The following is a 19,174-nucleotide window of genomic DNA, read 5'->3' as shown; positions in this document are numbered from 1 at the left end:
CACATGGAAAAGAAACTGATTGAACATATCAATATACAGATCAATAAAATATTGTTTGATGAATATAAACGGCTCGGTATCGATGAAGAAAGTCTTGTCCTACTATTAAAATTAATCGATTTATCGCAAGATAATTATTACCAACTCGATGTTGCACATTTGGAAGAGCGTACGACATTAAAACATCCACAAATTCTTTCAATTATTCAAAAGTTAATCGATAAGCAACTGATTGAAATGTCCACAGTTCGTCAGGATGGTAACTACACAGAGGTCATTGATATTAGTGGATTATACGACAGACTATATAATCTGTTGACCGCTACAGGTGAAGAAAATAAAAATGAGCTTGGTGAATTATTTAGTTATATCGAACAGCTCTACGGTCGTACGTTAAGTGGCGCGGAATACCAGCGTTTAAAAAGTTGGTTGGAGCAGGATGGAAAAGATCCGGCAGCAATTAAAGAAGCTGTGGATCTTGCCTACACGAACCAAATCACATCGTTGCAATACGTTGAACGCGTGTTACAAAATACCAAGACTAGAGACCAATCTAAATCGGATGAATTGCCGATGATGGAATGGCTGAAAGGCGATAACATAAATGATTAGCAATAAAAAAACACTAGAAATGTTGTCTGTAATCGACGAAATGTTTCCAGATGCAGAGTGTGAACTGACCCACGATAACCCATTTGAATTAACGATAGCCGTGCTGATGTCTGCGCAATGCACAGACAATATGGTGAATCGTGTTACAAAAGATTTATTCAAAAAATATAAAACACCACAAGATTATTTGGATGTATCACTAGAAGAACTGCAAAATGATATACGTTCGATTGGTCTTTATCGCAATAAAGCAAAAAATATTCAGAGCTTGTGCCGAGACCTTATCGACAAATTTAATGGTGAGGTGCCGGGAAATTACGATGATTTAGTTGGACTTGCAGGCGTCGGGCGCAAGACCGCAAACGTGGTGTTGTCCGTCGCGTTTGATGTACCTAGAATCGCAGTAGATACACATGTAGAACGCGTTGCGAAACGACTGGGTATCGCGCGCTATAAAGATTCGGTTCTAGAAGTAGAAAAGACTTTGATGCGAAAAATTCCAGATTCAATGTGGAGTAAAACGCACCATCAATTAATATTCTTCGGTAGATATCATTGTACGGCACGCGCACCTAAATGTGCAGATTGTCCGTTATTGCAAGAATGTCGTGAAGGTAAGAAGCGAATGAAAGCACGATGAATGAAGAGTTTCTTGATATTTTGAATCAATCATGGGATCACTTGCTCGAAGATTCAACGGTTGATGCAGATAAATACATTATGATAATGGATCAATTGATTGAGGAAAGTGATTCATCTGTTATTCCGATAAATTATGATGAACGCGTCGAGTACATAAAAGCACAGCCTACACGGTATCACGCACGTGTTCAATTAAGAGAATTAATCGATGAATTTATAAAAAAGTATGCCGTGTGGAAGGTTAAGCAGGCGTAGGAATCTAAGTTTCTGTTTGTCTTGCCAATGAGACTCGCTCTTAGGCGAGCAAATTGATTTGACGGACTATGAGATGTGCTCACTGGCTTGCAAATGGATTTACGTTCCTATGAGACTTACTCACTGACACGCAGATTGATTTGCGTTCCAATGAGAGTTGCTCACGGACAGGCAGATTGATTTGCGTTCCAATGAGACTCGCTCACAGACACGCAGATTGATTTGTGTTCCAATGAGAGTTGCTCACAGACACGCAGATTAGTTTGCGTTCCAATGAGAGTTGCTCACAGACACGCAGATTAGTTTGCGTGCCAATGAAACTTGCTCACAGACACGCAGATTAGTTTGCGTTCCAATGAAACTTGCTCACTGACACGCAGATCGATTTGCGTTCCAATGAAACTTGCTCACTGACACGCAGATTGTTTTGCGTTCCATTGAAACATGCTCACTGACCACACAAATAAATTACGTGCCCTTGAGCATCGCTCATAGGCACGTAATCAACTTCTAATCAAACCTATTCAACATTGACTTCAATTTCACTATTTTGCCATCTGACACTCTCTGGCATCGTAAAGTCTTCACCATTGTACGATGATACATTCGCCATGACATCCCTAAAGAACCACTGTGGCATGATCTGTTCGTTACCGCCAACGAATGATGATTCACCATCCGGTCTATCTTCGTGGAAGCCCATCCATACACTCATTGTGTATTCTGGTGTGTATCCGACAATCCACGCATCTTTACCGGAGTTATTTGGTAAATTAAGCTCATTCGCGTGTGCTGTATCATAAGACGTTGTTCCTGTCTTACCTGCAAGGTTTAACCCATTGATATAAGCATTTGCAGCTGTTCCGTAACTATAGAACGTATGCTTCATCATATCGGTCATCATATAAGCCGTGTAATCTTCCATCGCTTGGTGTGTTTCATTTTCGAATTCAAACGATTGCTCATCCAATGTGACTATTGAGCGAATGGCATGGCTTTCACCGTACTCCCCGTTGTTACCGAATGTACGGTAAGCTTCTGCCATTTCTCTCGGACTAAATCGAGACTCTGATCCACCAAGTACATCATTAAAATTCACTTCATAATTCCCATCACCAATATGAGAGTAGTTCAGTCCAACTTCTGATGCAAAGTTCATGACACCTTCTGTACCAACTTCATCGACGACTTGTTCAAATATTTTTACTGACGGGATATTAAAACTTCTCAACACCGATGTTCGCATCGTCACGTTACCGTGGTTCTGGCCATCATAATTATATATCATGCCGTCAGTTCCAACTGGTGAGTATGATTCCTCATCTTGTATTAAATGTCCCGTACCTAACTGTAAATATTCGATAGCTGGTGCATATGAGAGAAATGGTTTCATTGTAGATCCAACATTGCGTGCGTATGTGGCCATGTTATGTTTGACGATTTCTCTATAATCACGACCACCTGAAACGGCTGCGACACCACCAGTTTTAGTATCGAGTAAAATCGCACCCATATCAAAGTTATCTGATGCAAATTTTTCGCCACTAAAATACTGTCTATTATTGGTAATGTTGTACATGCGTAATTGAGCATCAACATTCATATTTGTATAGATATCGACACCGCTTGCTAATACGTCTCCACTCGACATTTCACCAAATGCATCGCTGTTATCAATTTCTTCACGAATCAGATCGATATAAGCGGCATACTCTGGATTATCAGGTTCTGAATCGATGCGTTCTTCCTCAGTTCTTGGAACTAGATTAGCAGTAATATCAATTGCAAGTGCTTCTTCATATTGTTCATCGCTAATTCTGCCGTGATAATTCATCAGATAAAGTACCGTATGGGCACGATTGATGCCACTTTCTGAATCGATATATAAATTGTAAATATTAGGCAATTGAGGTAAACCAGCAAGATAGGCTGTCTCCGCTAAATTTAATTCGTGAAGTTCCTTATTGAAATAATACATACTCGCTGTTCTGATACCGTAAATCCCATCGGAATAATATATTTTATTTAAATACATTTCTAAAATGTCATCTTTTGTGTATTCCTGTTCAAGTCGGTATGCTAAATACGCTTCTTGTGCTTTACGTTCGAGCGACTTATCATCCGTTAGAAACACACGCTTAACGACCTGTTGAGTAATTGTTGATCCACCTTCTGCACCGAAACCACTTTGAAAGTTTCGAATGACGGATGCACCAAGACGAATGAAGTCAATCGCGCCGTGATCATAAAATCTATTATCTTCAACGGCTAAAACAGCATCTTTCACATCATCTGGTAATGACTCAATCTCAATGAGTTCACGCGGTTGTTCTTGATGAATTTCAAAAACAAAATTATTATTGACGTCAAAGACGCGAGAGGGGACCGGATCATTAAGTTTCTCATCGGTAAATGTTGGTGCATTTGATGAATAGTAAGCAAATAAAAACGTACCAAACATTAATAGTATAAGACCTAATAATATTGAAATTAAAAATGCACGTTTTAAGATGGTTACATAATTAAATTTATGTTTACTTGTACGTTGATTGTTCGTACTTTCGTTATTTTCTGTCATGAAATCTCCTACTTAAAAAATAATTCGTCGACAGCAGCAAGATAATCTACTCTCGGATTTAATCGAATCGGCACTGTAATACTTGATTCTTTTATATCGGCATATGGAATAGACTTGCGGCCACCTTGTTTAAAAATCATCCAATGTTTATAAAATTCTTTGAACGGATAAACAAATGTTTCCCCGTAAGCAGTAAATCGGACGATAAGAAATACGATACCACCATGGGATTCACAATCGTGCATGTGATCGACTTGGTGTTCGTGGATGTTAATCATCGGAAATCTTGTTTTGTTGCGAGTTTCTTTTGCTTCAAAATCAATGTACTTGCCACGATAAATACCGTTGAAGTCGCTCGTTGATGGTGTTTTAAAATATGCTTCATCAATTTTCGCACGATTTCTAGCAGGATAATCAACATGGACAATTTGTATTGGTGTCGGTTTTTTATGGATGACTGCGATGTCAGAATTTAAATAGTATGTATTTGTCACATCAAGATCTTTCTCTAAAGTCATACCACGCGCACTATAATCAGTATTAGATTTATCTTTAGACTTATCATTTAGTCCGTGCATATGCTGATTAGCATTGCGTTTTACACCTGTTGGATATTTCATAATAAAACCTAATTTCTATTGTATATTTCACAGAATGTATTTAGTGTTGTATGTAATGCTGTAAACTATCATAATTATATGAGGTGAAGACATGATGTCAAGAAAATATAATTATACTCACTATTTTAAACTACTCGATGAAGTCAATCAAAGATATGCACGTATGCGCGATGGTTATCAGTATGACTTTAAACGAGAAATTGAACCTTTTTTACAATCTTCTGTTAAAATTATAGATGATATACTTCAAGTACGTACAGATGAACGTTTCACTGAGCCGAGCAAAGAAAAGCTGATTTCTACGTTTAACGAAGTGATTATGAGCTGTCATGCAGAACGTATGAGTTTGAAGCTGTTTACGGAACAGACGAAGTATATTAATGTATGGTTGAAACATATTGAATCAAATAGGTTATAATAATAGTAATAGTTTAACTTGAATAATTGAGGTATACTACTTATAATGTTAAAGACTACTTAACTCTGAAAAGTAATTAAGAAAATGATCTGGTAGGTGAGACAATTGAATGAAAATACTTTGAAGTTATCCGCTAAAGATATTTTCGAAAAAGAGTTTGAGAAATCAATCCGTGGTTTTAAGCCGATTGAAGTAGATAGTTTCTTAGATGATGTGATTAGTGACTATCAAAAAATGGCTGACATGAATAGCAATGTAAAAAGACTAGAAGAAGAAAATGTTCGACTGAAAAAAGAAGTTGAAGAATTACGAATAAGAATTGCGACAAATTCAAAATCGAAAGATTCTCATACACAAAATAGTCAAATTGATATTTTAAAGCGTTTAAGCAACTTAGAGAAAAAAGTGTTTGGACAAACAAAAGTGAATTAATTTTTTATTAATTATATAGACGGTATTCTGATAATCGCTATGCTGAATTTTTCAGTGTAGAGGAAAGTCCATGCTCACACGTTTCTGAGATGAGCGTAGTGTTCGTGCTTGACGAAACAATAAGTCAAGGCAGTTCGTTTGATACGACTGACGGCTGCGAAATAACCTAAGTGTGTAAACATATGGTTAGATTAGCTATAAAAGTGCCACAGTGACGGAGCTTTTATAGAAATATAAAAGGTGGAACGCGGTAAACCCCTCGAGTGAGCAATCCAAATTAGGTAGGAGCACTTTCTAAAAGGAATTCAACGGATAGAAAGATATTACTTTGTAATATAGACAGATGATTATCACCAATGTGCGAGTGTGACTAGTACACGTTTGCAGCACAGCGGTACAGAACATGGCTTATAGAATAACCGTAACTAGACAGCACCCAATTATTTTGGGTGCTATTTTTCTTTTCATTAAATTGTATTAAGACATTGAATCAATTGTATCGTTTAAATCCATGATTGCTGCCGCATCATCAGCAGCCTTAAAACTTTCTAGAGAATGTTCATAATGGAATTTTGCAACACTCGATTGATCTTGTTCGTTAAAGCAGTCTGCAAGCACTCTGTGTGCACAACCAATGGCCACATGATCATCCGTTCTTAACGCATGGTCTAGCGCGCCGTATCCCATTTCGACTGCCTTTTGCAGTTCGCCTTCAATCTTATAAACTTCTGCAAATTCATAAAAGTTAGCGGAGACAAATAAGTCATTGTCGTCTTTATCTTTTATAATATCAAGTTCATATCCAATGTAGCGCTTCGCGTTATCGACATCGTGTCGCATGCGGTATACCATGCCAATCTGATGATATGCTATCGCTTTATCTTCATCTGTTGAAGCGCGTGCTAGTAATTGTTCATACACATCGATTGCATCATCATAGCGTTCGGTAAACGCGTAGAGATAGCCGACACCATTCAACACGGACTCGTAATCCTTGTCATTCAGTTCATCATTTAATAGTTCTTGATATAGTGCTTCAGCTTCTTTATATTTTCCTAAATCTACATATTCGAATGCTTTTGTAATCTTAGACACTTTCTCACCTTCTAACGTTTTTATTTATTATAACAAATGGTCGAACAGGTCTATATAAAGTATACTTAACGAATAGATGTGGAGGTATTATTATGGAATTTAAATTACTCGCGAATACGCCGATGGGACTCGAGCGTATTGTGGCTGATGAAATAGAGTCTTTAGGGTATCAGACGACCCTTGAAAATGGTCGTGTGTACTTTAATGGAGATAAGCAAGCAATCATTAAAACGAATTTAATGCTACGCACAGCAGACCGAATTCGAATAATTATCGGTGATTTTCATGTGAATACATTCGATGATTTATTTGAAATGACAAAAGCACTCAATTGGTCAGACATATTAGATGCAAATGCAAACTTCCCAGTAACAGGTCGAAGTCATAAATCAACGCTATATAGTGTGCCTGATGTTCAACGTATCGTTAAGAAAGCAATCGTGGAACATTTAAAAGATGCATATGACGTACCTGGCCGACTGGCTGAAGATGGACCACGCTTTAAAGTGGATGTAAACATTTTAAAAGATCGCGCGTTAATTACGCTCGATACGAGTGGCGATGCGCTCCATAAACGTGGATATAGACTGGGTCAAGGTGATGCACCAATAAAAGAGACACTGGCTGCGAGCATGCTTCATATAGCGAAATATAATGGTAACAATACATTGGTTGATCCGTTTGTCGGTTCAGGCACGATAGCGATTGAAGCTGCGATGATGGCCATCAATATGGCACCGGGATTAAATCGTGAATTTGATGCAGAGTTTTGGTCACTGTTTGAATCATCAGCATGGGATGATATGCGTATGCAACTTGATAATGAAGTTGATTACGACAAAGACGTCCGAATCCTTGCTAGTGATATTGATCCACGTATGATTGAAATCGCAAGGGAGAATGCTGAAGAAATAGGTATTGATAGTTATATAGACTTTTCAGTTCAAGATATTCATGATCTAGAAATCAACGAAGACAACGTTCAAATCGTCACAAACCCACCTTATGGAGAACGTATAGGCGAGGCAAAAGCTGTTGAAAAAATGTATCGTAAAATTGGTCAATTACTCCAAGAGAATCCGACATTAAATGTGTATTTAATGACTTCCAATAAGGAATTTGAAGAAATTGTCGGTAAGCGTGCGACAAAGCGTCGAAAACTATTCAATGGTTATATCGAAACGACGTTTTATCAGTACTGGGGTAAAATTAGGAAATAGGTTAAATGCATATTTTTGTGCATTTAATAAAAAGATGTGTATAATAGTGCATGTGTTTAGTTAATGTATTGTTTCATACAATAATCGTAAGGAGGTTGATGATATGGATAATAAAAAGTATATCGTGATTAAAGCAGATATTATAAATTCTAGACAATCTAAGGATCGTAACGCTGTACAAAAGTCTCTTTCTAAAGTTTTAAAAACGATAAATGAAACATTTAGTGAATCTATAGCATCTAGATTTATGATTACATCAGGTGATGGTTTTCAGGGCTTGATGACAAGTGGGAAACATTTCTTTGATATCATTCAATTGTTAGAATCATCCGTAGCACCACTAAAGTTAAGATTTGGTATTGGTGTAGGGGAGGTCGCAACAGATATTGATGAAAGTAATTCTGCAATCATAGATGGTCCGAGTTATCATTATGCCGATGAAATGTTAACACGCGTCGAAGAAATAGAAGATCAATATTCATCAATTTCAACAAACATCTTACTTAAATCAAACACTGAACCTGATGAGCTATTAAATGCACTCTTGAGTATGAGATATGTTGTACGTTCATCTTGGACAACACGACAACACGAGGTCATTGCAGCATTTGTACAGATGAATGAAAAGCAATACGAAACTGCAGCAAAGTTAAAGGTCAATCAATCGACTGTGAGTCGCGCACTAAAAAGCACGGACTATTATTCTGTAAAATCGGCTGAAATTGCATTGATCAACCACATTGAAGGTACACTGCTATGACGATGACAATAACAATCCTCTTATTTTTAATTGCTCACATCATCGCTGATTTTTACTTACAGTCGACCCGTCTGGCAAACGATAAGCAAAAGTATATAGGCGCGCTTGTTCAACACATTATCATCTACAGTATCGTGATGTTAATCTTTAGTGCTTTCTTCTCTAATCTTACATATCTTATGTTAGGTCTCGGCTTAGCAGTCGTTCATGCACTCATTGATTATTGTAAGTTTTTATATAGTCGAAACAGACAACTCACTAAAGCAAATCATATCCAATTATTTATGTTTGATCAGGCACTCCATGTATTGACAATAATCGGCCTTATTACTATTTTCTATCATTCATTTACACTTGAATCAGCATGGTTTAATAATGTTGTCTCATTTATCGATACAACTTATCTATTCAGTGCTAACGTTGCATTGCAGTGGATACTCGCAGTGCTTCTAAGCATAAAACCAGCAAGTATCGTCGTGAAGATGTCACTTGGTTACTTTGAACCGAAAGAACTTCAAAAAGATAACCCTGGTATTATTCAAGCGGGAGAATTTATTGGGATTTTAGAACGAGTAATTATACTTGTTTTACTTGCCACAGGTTCATATGCAGCCATCGGTTTTGTACTCACTGCCAAATCGATTGCACGCTATAACAAAATAGCCGAAGAACCTAAATTTGCAGAATACTATTTAATTGGTACCCTAGTAAGTACATTATTTGTACTAATCATATATCAGTTAATTTTTTATTGATTACATTTTTAGATGAGTTAGGAAGAAAAAAATGAAAAACGAAGAAACACTGGATATCTTGTATAAATTAAGAAAAGAAATATTACGATCTGATAATGATGATTTAAAGTCTCAAATTGACCATGCGATTGACAAAACGTATCGTGACCAATTGTCTTTTAGTTTTATTGGCCATTATTCTGCAGGTAAATCATCACTCATCAACTATTTACTTGACTCTGAAATACTGCCGTCTTCACCGGTACCAACAACGTCAAACACAGTGGCCGTTGAGATCAGTGAAAAAGAAGAGATTAAAGCATTCGTGAATCAGTATCAGTATGTAAATTTAGAGAACTACGAGCAATTAAGAGATATCAACGCACAGGATGTTGATATTCAGTCTATTTTATTGCGCGTAAAAAATGACAATTTCAAATTAAATACTGTCTTGCAAGATACACCAGGTGTGGACTCAAGAACAAAATCACACAGTCTGTCGATGCATCGCTTTTTACTAAACAGTGATTACATATTTTTCACAGTTGAGTATAACCATGTTGAGAGTGAAAAAAACTTATCGCTTTTAAAAGAGCTGGTAGATTTAAATATACCAGTCTCATTTATTATCAACCAAGTCGATAAACACAACGATGAAGAACTTTCTTTCGAGATGTTTTTATCACGAGTGAAGAACACATTAGCGAATTGGGACATAGAGCTAGATAGAATCTTTACAACATCTATATATGAGTCAGAACATAACCAAGTCGATGAACTACTTAAGCATATTCAAGATGTTGAAGCAGCGCGTGATGCATACCAAGATAAATATCATCAGCGCATTGTTCAAAATATAGAACAAAAACAACTCAGTTATTTAAACGATAAGTTGGAGAATCAACTGACCGAAGCTGACAACGATGTTGAAGTTGAAGATGTGACAAGTACATATATTGAAGAACAATTGAAAAAGTTAGAACAAGATAGGCATGAGGATACAATTAACACGATTCATCAAGATGATGATACGCTTATTTCTCATGTTAAAACCTTAGCAAAAGACATTGTAAAAAATGCATATTTATTTCCACACGCTGTAAAAGCACCCATTACGAATCATTTGAAAATACGATCAGGTGATATTCAAGTTAAAGGACTGTTTGGTAAAAAGAAAAAGTTAGATCAACTATTTTTAGATACTGAACAAACACTTGATGGTGCATTACAAAATGTGTTAAAAACACAGATTGATACACCAGTGAACTCGATGTTAATGGATGCTGGATTAGTGGGACAATCTTTTAAGTTTAATTGGGACAAATCGCACGACAGATCAGAAATTACAACGCTGTCGAATGACTATATTTTGAACTATATGGACACTTTAAAATCGGAAATTATGCGTGAAGTAACATCTCAAGTCGTCGCGCATATCGATTCTATGGATAAAAAAGCGACATCTTCAAATAACGACTACAACATCGATAATCGAATTAATATATATAACGAAATGAAAGAAACTGAGTATTTAAAGCAATCCGTCGTTACGAAACAATATCGACATTTCCACGTGAGACTAAAGGAAGAATTAGAGCAGCTCACTTTTAGTGAAGCAGTATCAATTGATTTTGTCACACTCGACCAAGAAGAAGAGGTTGAACAAGAAAAAACTTATTCAAATGAATCTACGAAATCCGTTGAATTTTATGAAAACTTGAGAGACGTACTTAAAGATAATGATAGGTATCATGCATATCATTCAGTCATTGCCGATAAAATTTCTCGACTTCATAACAATAAGACGAACTTAAGTATTTTCGGTGGGTTCAGTGCGGGTAAGACAACATTCATCAATGCCTTAATGCAAAACAGAATGTTAAAAACGAGTCCAAACCCAACGACTGCGACGATTACTGAGATTAACGATCAATCATCTTCTGTTGTCTATAAATCAAAAGACGATGTCATAAATATGCTAAAAGTTATTACAAACCAAAGTTACGACAAGTTAGATCAATATGTGAAGTGGTTAAAGAAAAACATTTCTGATATAAAAGAAATGCATAAACCATTTGCCCGTGGACTGATAGAGAAGCATGATGAATATGAACCGTTGTTAGGTCTGACAGTAGATGAGGATACAGATAGGATTGCAGAGAAAATAGCGAGTGATATCGATGCTACGTTTATTCATAAGGCGAGTGTACGAATCGATTCAGCATTTACTGAAAACTTTAACATCATCGATTCTCCAGGTATTAACTCGATTAACCAGCGTCACACGAACGAGACGAAAGATATCATCTCAAATAGTGATCAAATCGTTTACGTGTCATACTATAACCATGTATTTAGTAGCTCTGATGAAGACTTCCTCAACTATATTAAATCGATTAAAGGCCAAGATTTTCCGATTGTATTTATTATCAATGCGATTGATTTAATGAAGAGTGAAACAGAGTTAGATAAAGTCATTCAATACATGAAAAATGCATTAAGACAGCTGGATATTCCACATACAATTTTACCTGTCTCATCCATGCGTGCACTCACTTCTTATGATGATGACTTCAATAAGGCGAAACAGACGATTATTGAGTTAGCAAATGCGCACAAAGAGTCACACCAATTGAAGAGTTTGGAAGTACTTTATCAGCAAACGTTAGAGTCCGTGAAGAGTAATTTGAATCTATATGAGAATCAAGAAGTAGAATTGAATCGAATTCAAACGACACGTAAGGAAAGCATTGAACAGCTAGAATCACTTCACTTAATGTCTCTGGAGAAAATAACAGATGTTGAAATCGATATGTTACTTAACCATATAGAGAAACTATTGTCATTAAAACTATATGATTATTTAAAATCTCAGCTTAGCGTTAGTGAAATGGATGATAAACGCTACATCACGAAACATGTGACGGCACTTAAGCAGGGGATTGAACAGTTTATTTATATTCAAGTGGCGACGTCATTTAACAGCGTATATCGCCGTGCAGATGAAGAGATATCCAAACTGACAAGTAACATCAACACATTGCTAACGGAGAGTAATACAGTTGAAACATTATCTATCGAATCGTCGTCTTGGGAAGATGTTTCAATAATTTTAGATGAACAAGTGTTGACACAGTATGAAAAGCCATTGTATCAATCAAGACATCACTTTAAACAATTTAACGACATGTTACTACAGCTTGCTGAAGCGATTGCGAAAGATGTATCTAATGACACATTAAAAGAAAAAATGCATTCTAAAATGCATGATTACTTACAGATACAACAATCACAATTTAATGAACAAAAGGAACATTTGATCCTAGCGTTAGAACGTCCAATTGAACGCATATCAGACGCGCACTATCAGAACGATAAAATCTTATACAAACAACTAAAGGAGATTACTCATGACACGTAAATATTTGATTATCGATGGTATGGCACTCTTGTTCCGACACTTTTTCGCAACGAGTTTTAAAGAACAATATATGTATAATTCTAAAAACATCGCGACAAATGGTATTCAAGGTGTCGTCAGACACATGTTTAAATTGATTTCAATGACCAATCCGTCACACGTAATTGTCGTCTGGGATATGGGTGCGCACACGATTCGTAATGAGTGGTTTAATGGTTATAAGAAAAACAGACCGCTTCCACCAGAACAGCTGGTTCCACAGTTCGATCATGTGAAAGAAGTGATACATGCACTCGGCATTCGCCAAATCGGTGCAGAGGGCTATGAGGCAGATGATATTATCGGAACGCTTACACGAATCATTGATAATGCAATTATCGTTAGTGGTGATCGTGACTTACTCCAAATTTTAGATGAGAATAAGAATAATGAGCTGTGGCTCACTAAAAAAGGTTTTACAGAATATAACATATATGACTTTGATCGATTCGTAGAAGAATATGGTGTCCTACCTGAACAATTTGTCGATGTAAAAGCATTGATGGGGGACCCTGGGGATGGTTACTTTGGCGTCAGTGGCGTTGGAGAGAAGACAGCGCTTAAATTGATTAAAAAGTATCAAAGTATCGAAGGTATCATTTCTCATATGGATGAATTAACACCGCGCATGAGAGAGAAAATAGAAAATGACTTTGAATCATTAAACATGAGTCTAAAACTTGCTGCATTGATCACGAATGTTCCAATTCCAATTAAGGAGATTTTAGAGCAAAGTGCGTACACAGTCGATATCGCCCACATAAAAGAACAACTCGATCGCTTTGAGCTCACCATTTCGAGTCGATATATGGATTCGCTCATATTTGGTGAATTAAATGGCTAAAGTGTATATAGACGCCGCAGCACGAACGGAGCCAACACTTGCTGCAAGTGCTGGCGTTATCATTGACGGTGATGAAAAATTTACGTTGAGTCATTGTCTCGGAGCCGTAGACAATCATGAAGCAGAATGGCACGCATTGATATATGCTCTCAATTTTTGCCAATCAAAAGGGATTACTCAAGTCATCGTCTATACTGATTCAAAAATAATTGTCGATAGTATAGAGAAACGATTTGTTAAAAACAAGGTCTTTAAACCGTTTCTCCAACAAGTACTCCAACTTGAACATGACTTTACATTAATGATTGTGTCTCATCTTGCTAGAAAAAATAATGCAGAAGCAGATCATCTTGCGAAACAACAACTGTTTGAATGTTTAAAAGCATTGAATACATGATTATAGGTTGTCATTCTTTAAAAGAATGGTTAATTTTTGTATACTTATTTAAGGAGGAAAACATATGAGAGAATATGCGATTACTCAGATTAATAAGTTGGAGCAACGCTATTGTAAAAATTGTTTGATAAAACAAACGTTGCGTCGTGAGAAAAGTAAAACTGAAGCACATCAATTTTGTATATCTGAATGTTCAGTCGGTCAAAAAATTCAAAAGTATGGTAACCAATTAAATTAGAGGAGAGTCAAAATGAGAGTTTTACAAATAGATGCAACACCGAATCCGGATTCAATGAAGTTAACACTTGATTTTGATAAGGAAGGTAGTCGTTCTTCAACTTATGATCGAGTAGAAGAGGATAATCCTAAGTTTATCAATGATCTATTGCAAATAGAAGGTGTGAGAAGTTTATTTCACGCAATCAACTTTGTCACTGTCGATAAGAAACCAGACTATGAATGGGAGCAACTCATTGATCAAGTGGTAGACACAATCGACAATCAAGAATAGAAAGGAGTTATTTCACATGAATGCATACGAACAACATATGAAAGAGCTCGCAGTGCCAATGCGTAAAGAATTAACAGACCAAGGTTTTCTTGAATTGACGACAGAAGATAACGTCAATGATTTTATGAAAAATGTCGATGATGATGCAACGACATTTGTGATGGTAAACAGCATCTGTGGCTGTGCTGCAGGTATCGCACGACCGGCTGCGGTGACTGTTGCCTCTCAAAATCCAATTAAACCAGACCATTTGGTTACAGTATTTGCAGGCCAAGATAAAGAAGCAACAGAATCGATGCGTGAATTCATCATGCAAGCGCCATCGAGCCCATCTTTTGCATTATTTAAAGGACAAAATCTCGTACATTTTATACCGAGATCAAATATAGAAGGTAGAGAAATCGAAGATTTGATGGAAGACATCAAAGAATCGTTCGATTCTCATTGCTCATAAAAAAAGGAAAGGCCGCGGCCTTTCCTTAAATATTATCGGTTAAACGTACGATTCAATTTTCTAGTCGAAAATGCATAAAAAGATAAAGTAACCGACAAGAAATGTTAAACCAACAGTAAACATGATTTCCATAACAACATCTCCTAGACTCAAGTAATTAATACTATTATAATTCATTAATAATAGAAAGAAAAGGGGCCATTACTATGAATAACTTCGATAAGGTATATCACGAGTTACTTGAACGTGTTAGAGACACTGGTTCTAAGAAATCAGACCGTACAGGAACTGGAACGACGTCACTATTTGGTCATCAGATGCGCTTTGATTTATCTGAGGGGTTTCCACTGCTGACAACGAAAAAAGTCTTTTTCAAACTCGTTGCGACAGAACTAATTTGGTTTATGCGAGGCGACACAAACATCAAATATTTACTTGAGTATAATAATAATATTTGGAATGAGTGGGCATTTAAGCGCTATGTGGAAAGTGACGAATATCATGGTCCGGATATGACAGACTTTGGTCGTCGCGCTCTTATAGATGAATCATTTAACGAAGATTACAAACGTGAGATGGATCAGTTTAAACAAAATATTTTAAACGATGAAGTGTTTGCAGAGAAATTTGGAACGCTCGGTAATGTTTATGGTAAGCAATGGCGCCATTGGGAAGGTCCGGATGGAAAAATCGTAGACCAATTGAAAAACGTTGTCGAAGCGATTAAAACGAATCCTTATTCAAGACGACACATCGTAAGTGCTTGGAACCCATCTGAAATTGAAACAATGGCATTGCCGCCATGTCATTCATTATTCCAGTTCTATGTCAGTGATAATAAGCTCAGCTTACAGCTCTACCAGCGCAGCGCAGATATATTTTTAGGTGTACCATTTAATATCGCAAGTTATAGTCTATTATTAATACTCGTTGCGAGAGAATGTGGCCTAGAAGTGGGCGATTATGTGCATACGATTGGAGACGCGCACATTTATAATAACCACGCCGATGCGGTTGAAACACAGTTATCAAGAACGAGCTTTAAACCACCAACGATTAAAATCAATTCAGATAAATCAATGTTTGATTTAGAATACGAAGATTTTGAAGTGGTTGATTATGAAAGTCACGGCTATATTTCTGCACCAATCGCTGTCTAGGAGGAACGTAACATGGTATCACTTATCGTTGCACACGCGAAACAAAATGTTATCGGTTTTAAAAATAAAATGCCATGGCATTTACCGAACGACTTGAAACATGTAAAAGCATTAACGACCGGACAGACAATTGTTATGGGACGAAAGACATACGACTCTCTCGGTCGAGCACTTCCGAATCGCACGAATGTTGTCTTATCTAGAAATACAGATCTTGAGTATTCAGATGCGACAGTTATTCACTCTGTTGAAGATATTAAAAATCTTCCAGGGAAAGTGTTTATTTTCGGTGGGGCAAATATTTACAGAGAAACACGTGATATCGTGGATGAGATGTTTATCACGTCGATTGAAGAGGTATTTGCAGGAGACACCTTTTTTCCAGAATACGACTTGGAAGAATGGACTGTTATATCACGAGAAAAGGGCGAGGTAGATCAGAAAAACATCTATCCTCATGAATACTTACACTTAAAACGGAAGTGATTGGCATGAATATATGGAAATATTTGTTTGTCATTTTATTGGTAATCAACGTCGCTGTTGTCGGATACATTTACTATTTACTCTCCGGTAACTATGAAGTTCCAGAAGCAAGGGAGCAAACATTTGCACCGACAGGTATCGAATTCATTTTAGATAATTCGACGATTCAAAATATATTGGATGAAGCAATTGTGGATGATAACTTATCAATTACTGTGACAAATGAAGATATCGAAGTAAGAAGTGTGAACACGATCTATGGAAATGAAGTAGTGACGACATTCAATCTTGAACCATTGACTTATGGTGAATACGTCACATTTCGTGTTCAAAACATAGATATTGCTGGTTTCCCACTGTCTCAAGATATGTTATACACTATGATCATTGAAAATAGTTCATTACCTGAGGGAATACAATTCAGTAGAGAACAATACGCATTAATATTTGATACGGATTTAATTACAAACAATCTTGTTGTAAACGATTTAAATCTAGTCAATATCGATTATGAAAATAACGCATGGTACTTTAACATGAATTACTATTAGAGGTGAAGATATGGAGCAAGCGACATTAGCGGGTGGATGTTTCTGGTGTTTAGTGAAACCGTTTGACGAGTGGCTAGGTATTAAATCTGTCACAAGTGGTTATTCGAACGGTGAAAAGGAAAATCCAACATATGAAGAAGTATCAACAGGAACAACAGGGCATGTTGAAGCTGTGAGAATTGAGTTTGATCCAAACGTTATGAGTTATGAAGAAGTTTTGAGAGTATTTTTTAAGACGTTTGATCCAACGGATATTGAAGGTCAATTTGGTGATCGTGGATCACATTACATGCCAGCGATTTTTTATCATGATGATGAGCAAAAAGAAGTGGCTGAATCTGTAATAAAAGATTTAGACAGTCAAAATATATTTAATGGTCCGATTAATACGCCAGTACTTCCATTTAAGAATTTTTACATGGCGGAAGATTACCACCAAGACTTCTATAAGAAAAATAGTGGACATTACAATGCCTATTTTAAAGGGTCAGGCCGTAAAGGTTTTATAGAGAACGTGTGGGGTGAAAAATAATGGTCAAAAAATCATTGGATGAACTGACGCCATTGGAGCGTCAAGTGATGAAAGAAAACGGCACAGAAGCACCATTTCAAAATGAATACTTCAACCATTTTGAAGATGGAATATATGTCGATAAATTAAGTGGAAAACCGTTGTTTACGTCTCTGGACAAATTTGATAGTGACTGTGGTTGGCCGAGTTTCTCTAAAACAATCGATGATTACGTATCTGAACATTTTGATGATAGCTTCGGAATGAGAAGAACGGAAGTACGGAGTGATAGTTCAGATAGTCACTTAGGTCATGTGTTCAATGATGGTCCAACTGAACTCGGTGGATTGCGCTATTGTATCAATTCAGCTGCAATTCAATTTGTACCGAAAGATGAGATGGAAGCGCATGGATATGGTGATATGTTAAAGATATTTGAGGCTAAAGCCTAGTTTGGAGAATTTTATGAAAGAATATTCTTTTTATCAGTTTATGAAAAATCGAGTAAATGAAAAATCTGATATCGGTAAGTTTGCTGAAGAAATTATTGCAGATTCATTATTTCCTAAGTATTCAAAAGATTATAATGAAATCAGTGATTATTTAGAGAAAAACCCATATGATGGTCTTTCGTTAGAAATATTCGATGATGCTTTTGAGTCTTATAAAAATTGGTTAATTCATTAAAATAATAAGGAGCGGTTGGATGAGTGTTCATATTAATGCAAAAGCGGGAGATATCGCAGATACGGTATTGTTACCAGGAGATCCGCTTAGAGCAAAATTTATTGCTGAAAACTTTTTAGAAGATGTTACACAATTTAATGATGTACGAAACATGTTTGGCTTCACAGGAACTTATAAAGGAAAGCGTATTTCTGTTATGGGCAGCGGTATGGGTGTGCCATCTATTTCTATATATATCAATGAGTTGATGAATGAATATGGCGTTAAGAATATCGTGCGTGTGGGTACATGTGGTGCAATTCAAAAAGATGTAAAAGTAAGAGATGTAATTATTGCACAAAGTGCTTCAACGGATTCAAGTCAAAATCGTAAGTTGTTTGGCAGCGAAATTGACTATGCACCGACTTCAGACTTTGATTTGCTACTATCAAGTTATAACGAAGCGAAAAGACGCGGTATTGATGTGAGAGTTGGTAATATCTTTACAGCGGATTCTTTTTATGATGCGAAAGAGAACAATGCACAACTTGCTGATTATGGTGTACTTGCTGTTGAAATGGAAAGTTCTGCATTATTTACAATTGCTAAAAAATATGATGCACGTGCGTTAACAATACTTACAGTGAGCGACCATATCTTAACGGGTGAAGCAACTTCGAGTGAAGAAAGACAGACAACATTCAATGAAATGATGGAAATTGCATTGGATGCAGTGCTCCCTTTTGTAGGTGAGTAAACATCTGTGTT

The 19,174-nt window shown here is 36.5% G+C and carries 24 protein-coding genes and 1 other RNA gene; 22 read left to right on the top strand and 3 right to left on the bottom strand.

All coding sequences use genetic code 11. From position 1 onward, the window contains the following. Positions 1-3: 3 nt before the first annotated feature. The 3 genes from BMW30_RS01680 to BMW30_RS01670 are packed head-to-tail and all read left to right on the top strand — an operon-like array spanning position 4 to position 1,509. On the top strand, positions 4-612 hold the full coding sequence (locus BMW30_RS01680) for a DnaD domain protein (protein WP_091473294.1): 609 nt from the start codon (positions 4-6) through the stop codon (positions 610-612). Continuing rightward, on the top strand, positions 605-1,252 hold the full coding sequence (gene nth / locus BMW30_RS01675) for an endonuclease III (protein WP_091473292.1): 648 nt from the start codon (positions 605-607) through the stop codon (positions 1,250-1,252). Before BMW30_RS01680 ends, nth begins: the two co-directional genes overlap by 8 nt. After that, positions 1,249-1,509, top strand: coding sequence for a YpoC family protein (locus tag BMW30_RS01670; protein WP_091473290.1), 261 nt, complete (start codon positions 1,249-1,251; stop codon positions 1,507-1,509). Before nth ends, BMW30_RS01670 begins: the two co-directional genes overlap by 4 nt. Before the next feature lie 520 nt (positions 1,510-2,029). Here BMW30_RS01670 and BMW30_RS01665 read toward each other — a convergent pair. Together BMW30_RS01665 and recU are read right to left on the bottom strand one after the other, a co-directional pair. After that, complete coding sequence (locus BMW30_RS01665) at positions 2,030-4,087, bottom strand: transglycosylase domain-containing protein (protein ID WP_091473288.1); 2,058 nt, start codon at positions 4,085-4,087, stop codon at positions 2,030-2,032. An 8-nt stretch (positions 4,088-4,095) separates the two neighbouring features. Beyond that, complete coding sequence (recU, locus tag BMW30_RS01660; RefSeq protein ID WP_091473286.1) at positions 4,096-4,707, bottom strand: Holliday junction resolvase RecU; 612 nt, start codon at positions 4,705-4,707, stop codon at positions 4,096-4,098. Positions 4,708-4,801: 94 nt separating this feature from the next. Here recU and BMW30_RS01655 point away from each other — a divergent pair, with 94 nt between their 5' ends. The 3 genes from BMW30_RS01655 to rnpB all read left to right on the top strand — a co-directional run bounded on the left by BMW30_RS01655 (position 4,802) and on the right by rnpB (position 5,973). Further along, positions 4,802-5,125, top strand: coding sequence for a DUF1798 family protein (locus BMW30_RS01655; RefSeq protein WP_091473284.1), 324 nt, complete (start codon positions 4,802-4,804; stop codon positions 5,123-5,125). Between the two features lie 105 nt (positions 5,126-5,230). Beyond that, positions 5,231-5,557 carry a cell division regulator GpsB gene (gene gpsB / locus BMW30_RS01650; protein WP_091473282.1) on the top strand — a complete coding sequence of 109 codons (327 nt, stop codon included), beginning with the start codon at positions 5,231-5,233 and terminating at the stop codon, positions 5,555-5,557. Positions 5,558-5,579: 22 nt separating this feature from the next. After that, positions 5,580-5,973, top strand: an RNA gene (rnpB, locus tag BMW30_RS01645) — RNase P RNA component class B. 61 nt (positions 5,974-6,034) lie between these two features. Here the strand turns inward: rnpB and BMW30_RS01640 are convergent. Then, a complete protein-coding gene (locus BMW30_RS01640; RefSeq protein ID WP_091473280.1) occupies positions 6,035-6,652 on the bottom strand; it encodes a tetratricopeptide repeat protein in 618 nt (205 codons plus the stop codon). 92 nt (positions 6,653-6,744) lie between these two features. Between BMW30_RS01640 and BMW30_RS01635 the strand changes: the two genes are divergently transcribed. The 16 genes from BMW30_RS01635 (at position 6,745) to deoD (ending at position 19,163) form a co-directional block, all read left to right on the top strand. Next, positions 6,745-7,872: a THUMP domain-containing class I SAM-dependent RNA methyltransferase gene (locus BMW30_RS01635; RefSeq protein WP_091473278.1), complete on the top strand. Its 1,128-nt coding sequence runs from the start codon at positions 6,745-6,747 to the stop codon at positions 7,870-7,872. Positions 7,873-7,975: 103 nt separating this feature from the next. After that, positions 7,976-8,632, top strand: coding sequence for a SatD family protein (locus BMW30_RS01630; protein ID WP_091473276.1), 657 nt, complete (start codon positions 7,976-7,978; stop codon positions 8,630-8,632). Next, a complete protein-coding gene (locus BMW30_RS01625; protein ID WP_091473274.1) occupies positions 8,629-9,387 on the top strand; it encodes a DUF3307 domain-containing protein in 759 nt (252 codons plus the stop codon). Before BMW30_RS01630 ends, BMW30_RS01625 begins: the two co-directional genes overlap by 4 nt. Positions 9,388-9,418: 31 nt before the next feature. Next, entirely contained in the window at positions 9,419-12,787 is a 3,369-nt protein-coding gene (locus BMW30_RS01620; RefSeq protein ID WP_091473272.1) for a dynamin family protein, read from the top strand. Next, positions 12,777-13,670, top strand: a complete 894-nt coding sequence (locus tag BMW30_RS01615; protein ID WP_091473270.1) for a 5'-3' exonuclease — start codon at positions 12,777-12,779, stop codon at positions 13,668-13,670. The genes BMW30_RS01620 and BMW30_RS01615 overlap by 11 nt, the downstream gene beginning before the upstream one ends. Further along, the gene (locus BMW30_RS01610; RefSeq protein WP_091473268.1) at positions 13,663-14,067 is read left to right on the top strand and encodes a ribonuclease HI family protein; all 405 of its coding nucleotides are present in this window, start codon (positions 13,663-13,665) and stop codon (positions 14,065-14,067) included. Before BMW30_RS01615 ends, BMW30_RS01610 begins: the two co-directional genes overlap by 8 nt. A gap of 64 nt (positions 14,068-14,131) precedes the next feature. Further along, on the top strand, positions 14,132-14,305 hold the full coding sequence (locus BMW30_RS01605) for a zinc-finger domain-containing protein (RefSeq protein ID WP_091473266.1): 174 nt from the start codon (positions 14,132-14,134) through the stop codon (positions 14,303-14,305). A gap of 12 nt (positions 14,306-14,317) precedes the next feature. Next, positions 14,318-14,578 (top strand): NifU N-terminal domain-containing protein, encoded by a 261-nt coding sequence (locus BMW30_RS01600; protein WP_091473264.1) that lies wholly within the window; start codon positions 14,318-14,320, stop codon positions 14,576-14,578. A 16-nt stretch (positions 14,579-14,594) separates the two neighbouring features. After that, positions 14,595-15,032 carry a BrxA/BrxB family bacilliredoxin gene (locus BMW30_RS01595; RefSeq protein WP_091473262.1) on the top strand — a complete coding sequence of 146 codons (438 nt, stop codon included), beginning with the start codon at positions 14,595-14,597 and terminating at the stop codon, positions 15,030-15,032. A gap of 206 nt (positions 15,033-15,238) precedes the next feature. After that, positions 15,239-16,192: a thymidylate synthase gene (locus BMW30_RS01590; RefSeq protein ID WP_091473260.1), complete on the top strand. Its 954-nt coding sequence runs from the start codon at positions 15,239-15,241 to the stop codon at positions 16,190-16,192. 12 nt (positions 16,193-16,204) lie between these two features. Beyond that, positions 16,205-16,678, top strand: coding sequence for a dihydrofolate reductase (locus BMW30_RS01585; RefSeq protein ID WP_091473259.1), 474 nt, complete (start codon positions 16,205-16,207; stop codon positions 16,676-16,678). Between the two features lie 5 nt (positions 16,679-16,683). Beyond that, positions 16,684-17,229 (top strand): DUF2140 family protein, encoded by a 546-nt coding sequence (locus tag BMW30_RS01580; protein WP_091473257.1) that lies wholly within the window; start codon positions 16,684-16,686, stop codon positions 17,227-17,229. Between the two features lie 10 nt (positions 17,230-17,239). Further along, positions 17,240-17,761, top strand: a complete 522-nt coding sequence (gene msrA / locus BMW30_RS01575) for a peptide-methionine (S)-S-oxide reductase MsrA (protein ID WP_091473255.1) — start codon at positions 17,240-17,242, stop codon at positions 17,759-17,761. Beyond that, on the top strand, positions 17,761-18,192 hold the full coding sequence (msrB, locus tag BMW30_RS01570; RefSeq protein WP_091473253.1) for a peptide-methionine (R)-S-oxide reductase MsrB: 432 nt from the start codon (positions 17,761-17,763) through the stop codon (positions 18,190-18,192). Before msrA ends, msrB begins: the two co-directional genes overlap by 1 nt. Positions 18,193-18,205: 13 nt before the next feature. Continuing rightward, on the top strand, positions 18,206-18,427 hold the full coding sequence (locus tag BMW30_RS01565) for a YozE family protein (protein WP_091473251.1): 222 nt from the start codon (positions 18,206-18,208) through the stop codon (positions 18,425-18,427). Positions 18,428-18,446: 19 nt separating this feature from the next. Then, entirely contained in the window at positions 18,447-19,163 is a 717-nt protein-coding gene (gene deoD / locus BMW30_RS01560; protein WP_091473249.1) for a purine-nucleoside phosphorylase, read from the top strand. Positions 19,164-19,174 lie beyond the last annotated feature (11 nt).

It is taken from the genome of Aliicoccus persicus (assembly GCF_900110815.1).
Classification (GTDB): domain Bacteria; phylum Bacillota; class Bacilli; order Staphylococcales; family Salinicoccaceae; genus Aliicoccus; species Aliicoccus persicus.
Note: the sequence above shows the minus strand (reverse complement) of the source record. Positions and strands in the feature narration are given on the sequence as shown.

Bases quoted from the DNA above. Each gene is read 5' to 3' on its own strand.
- BMW30_RS01680 (WP_091473294.1), top strand. From the start codon at position 4: ATGGAAAAGAAACTGATTGAACATATCAATATACAGATCAATAAAATA.
- nth (WP_091473292.1), top strand. From the start codon at position 605: ATGATTAGCAATAAAAAAACACTAGAAATGTTGTCTGTAATCGACGAA.
- BMW30_RS01670 (WP_091473290.1), top strand. From the start codon at position 1,249: ATGAATGAAGAGTTTCTTGATATTTTGAATCAATCATGGGATCACTTG.
- BMW30_RS01665 (WP_091473288.1), bottom strand. From the start codon at position 4,087: ATGACAGAAAATAACGAAAGTACGAACAATCAACGTACAAGTAAACAT.
- recU (WP_091473286.1), bottom strand. From the start codon at position 4,707: ATGAAATATCCAACAGGTGTAAAACGCAATGCTAATCAGCATATGCAC.
- BMW30_RS01655 (WP_091473284.1), top strand. From the start codon at position 4,802: ATGTCAAGAAAATATAATTATACTCACTATTTTAAACTACTCGATGAA.
- BMW30_RS01635 (WP_091473278.1), top strand. From the start codon at position 6,745: ATGGAATTTAAATTACTCGCGAATACGCCGATGGGACTCGAGCGTATT.
- BMW30_RS01630 (WP_091473276.1), top strand. From the start codon at position 7,976: ATGGATAATAAAAAGTATATCGTGATTAAAGCAGATATTATAAATTCT.
- BMW30_RS01625 (WP_091473274.1), top strand. From the start codon at position 8,629: ATGACGATGACAATAACAATCCTCTTATTTTTAATTGCTCACATCATC.
- BMW30_RS01620 (WP_091473272.1), top strand. From the start codon at position 9,419: ATGAAAAACGAAGAAACACTGGATATCTTGTATAAATTAAGAAAAGAA.
- BMW30_RS01615 (WP_091473270.1), top strand. From the start codon at position 12,777: ATGACACGTAAATATTTGATTATCGATGGTATGGCACTCTTGTTCCGA.
- BMW30_RS01610 (WP_091473268.1), top strand. From the start codon at position 13,663: ATGGCTAAAGTGTATATAGACGCCGCAGCACGAACGGAGCCAACACTT.
- BMW30_RS01605 (WP_091473266.1), top strand. From the start codon at position 14,132: ATGAGAGAATATGCGATTACTCAGATTAATAAGTTGGAGCAACGCTAT.
- BMW30_RS01600 (WP_091473264.1), top strand. From the start codon at position 14,318: ATGAGAGTTTTACAAATAGATGCAACACCGAATCCGGATTCAATGAAG.
- BMW30_RS01595 (WP_091473262.1), top strand. From the start codon at position 14,595: ATGAATGCATACGAACAACATATGAAAGAGCTCGCAGTGCCAATGCGT.
- BMW30_RS01590 (WP_091473260.1), top strand. From the start codon at position 15,239: ATGAATAACTTCGATAAGGTATATCACGAGTTACTTGAACGTGTTAGA.
- BMW30_RS01585 (WP_091473259.1), top strand. From the start codon at position 16,205: ATGGTATCACTTATCGTTGCACACGCGAAACAAAATGTTATCGGTTTT.
- BMW30_RS01580 (WP_091473257.1), top strand. From the start codon at position 16,684: ATGAATATATGGAAATATTTGTTTGTCATTTTATTGGTAATCAACGTC.
- msrA (WP_091473255.1), top strand. From the start codon at position 17,240: ATGGAGCAAGCGACATTAGCGGGTGGATGTTTCTGGTGTTTAGTGAAA.
- msrB (WP_091473253.1), top strand. From the start codon at position 17,761: ATGGTCAAAAAATCATTGGATGAACTGACGCCATTGGAGCGTCAAGTG.
- BMW30_RS01565 (WP_091473251.1), top strand. From the start codon at position 18,206: ATGAAAGAATATTCTTTTTATCAGTTTATGAAAAATCGAGTAAATGAA.
- deoD (WP_091473249.1), top strand. From the start codon at position 18,447: ATGAGTGTTCATATTAATGCAAAAGCGGGAGATATCGCAGATACGGTA.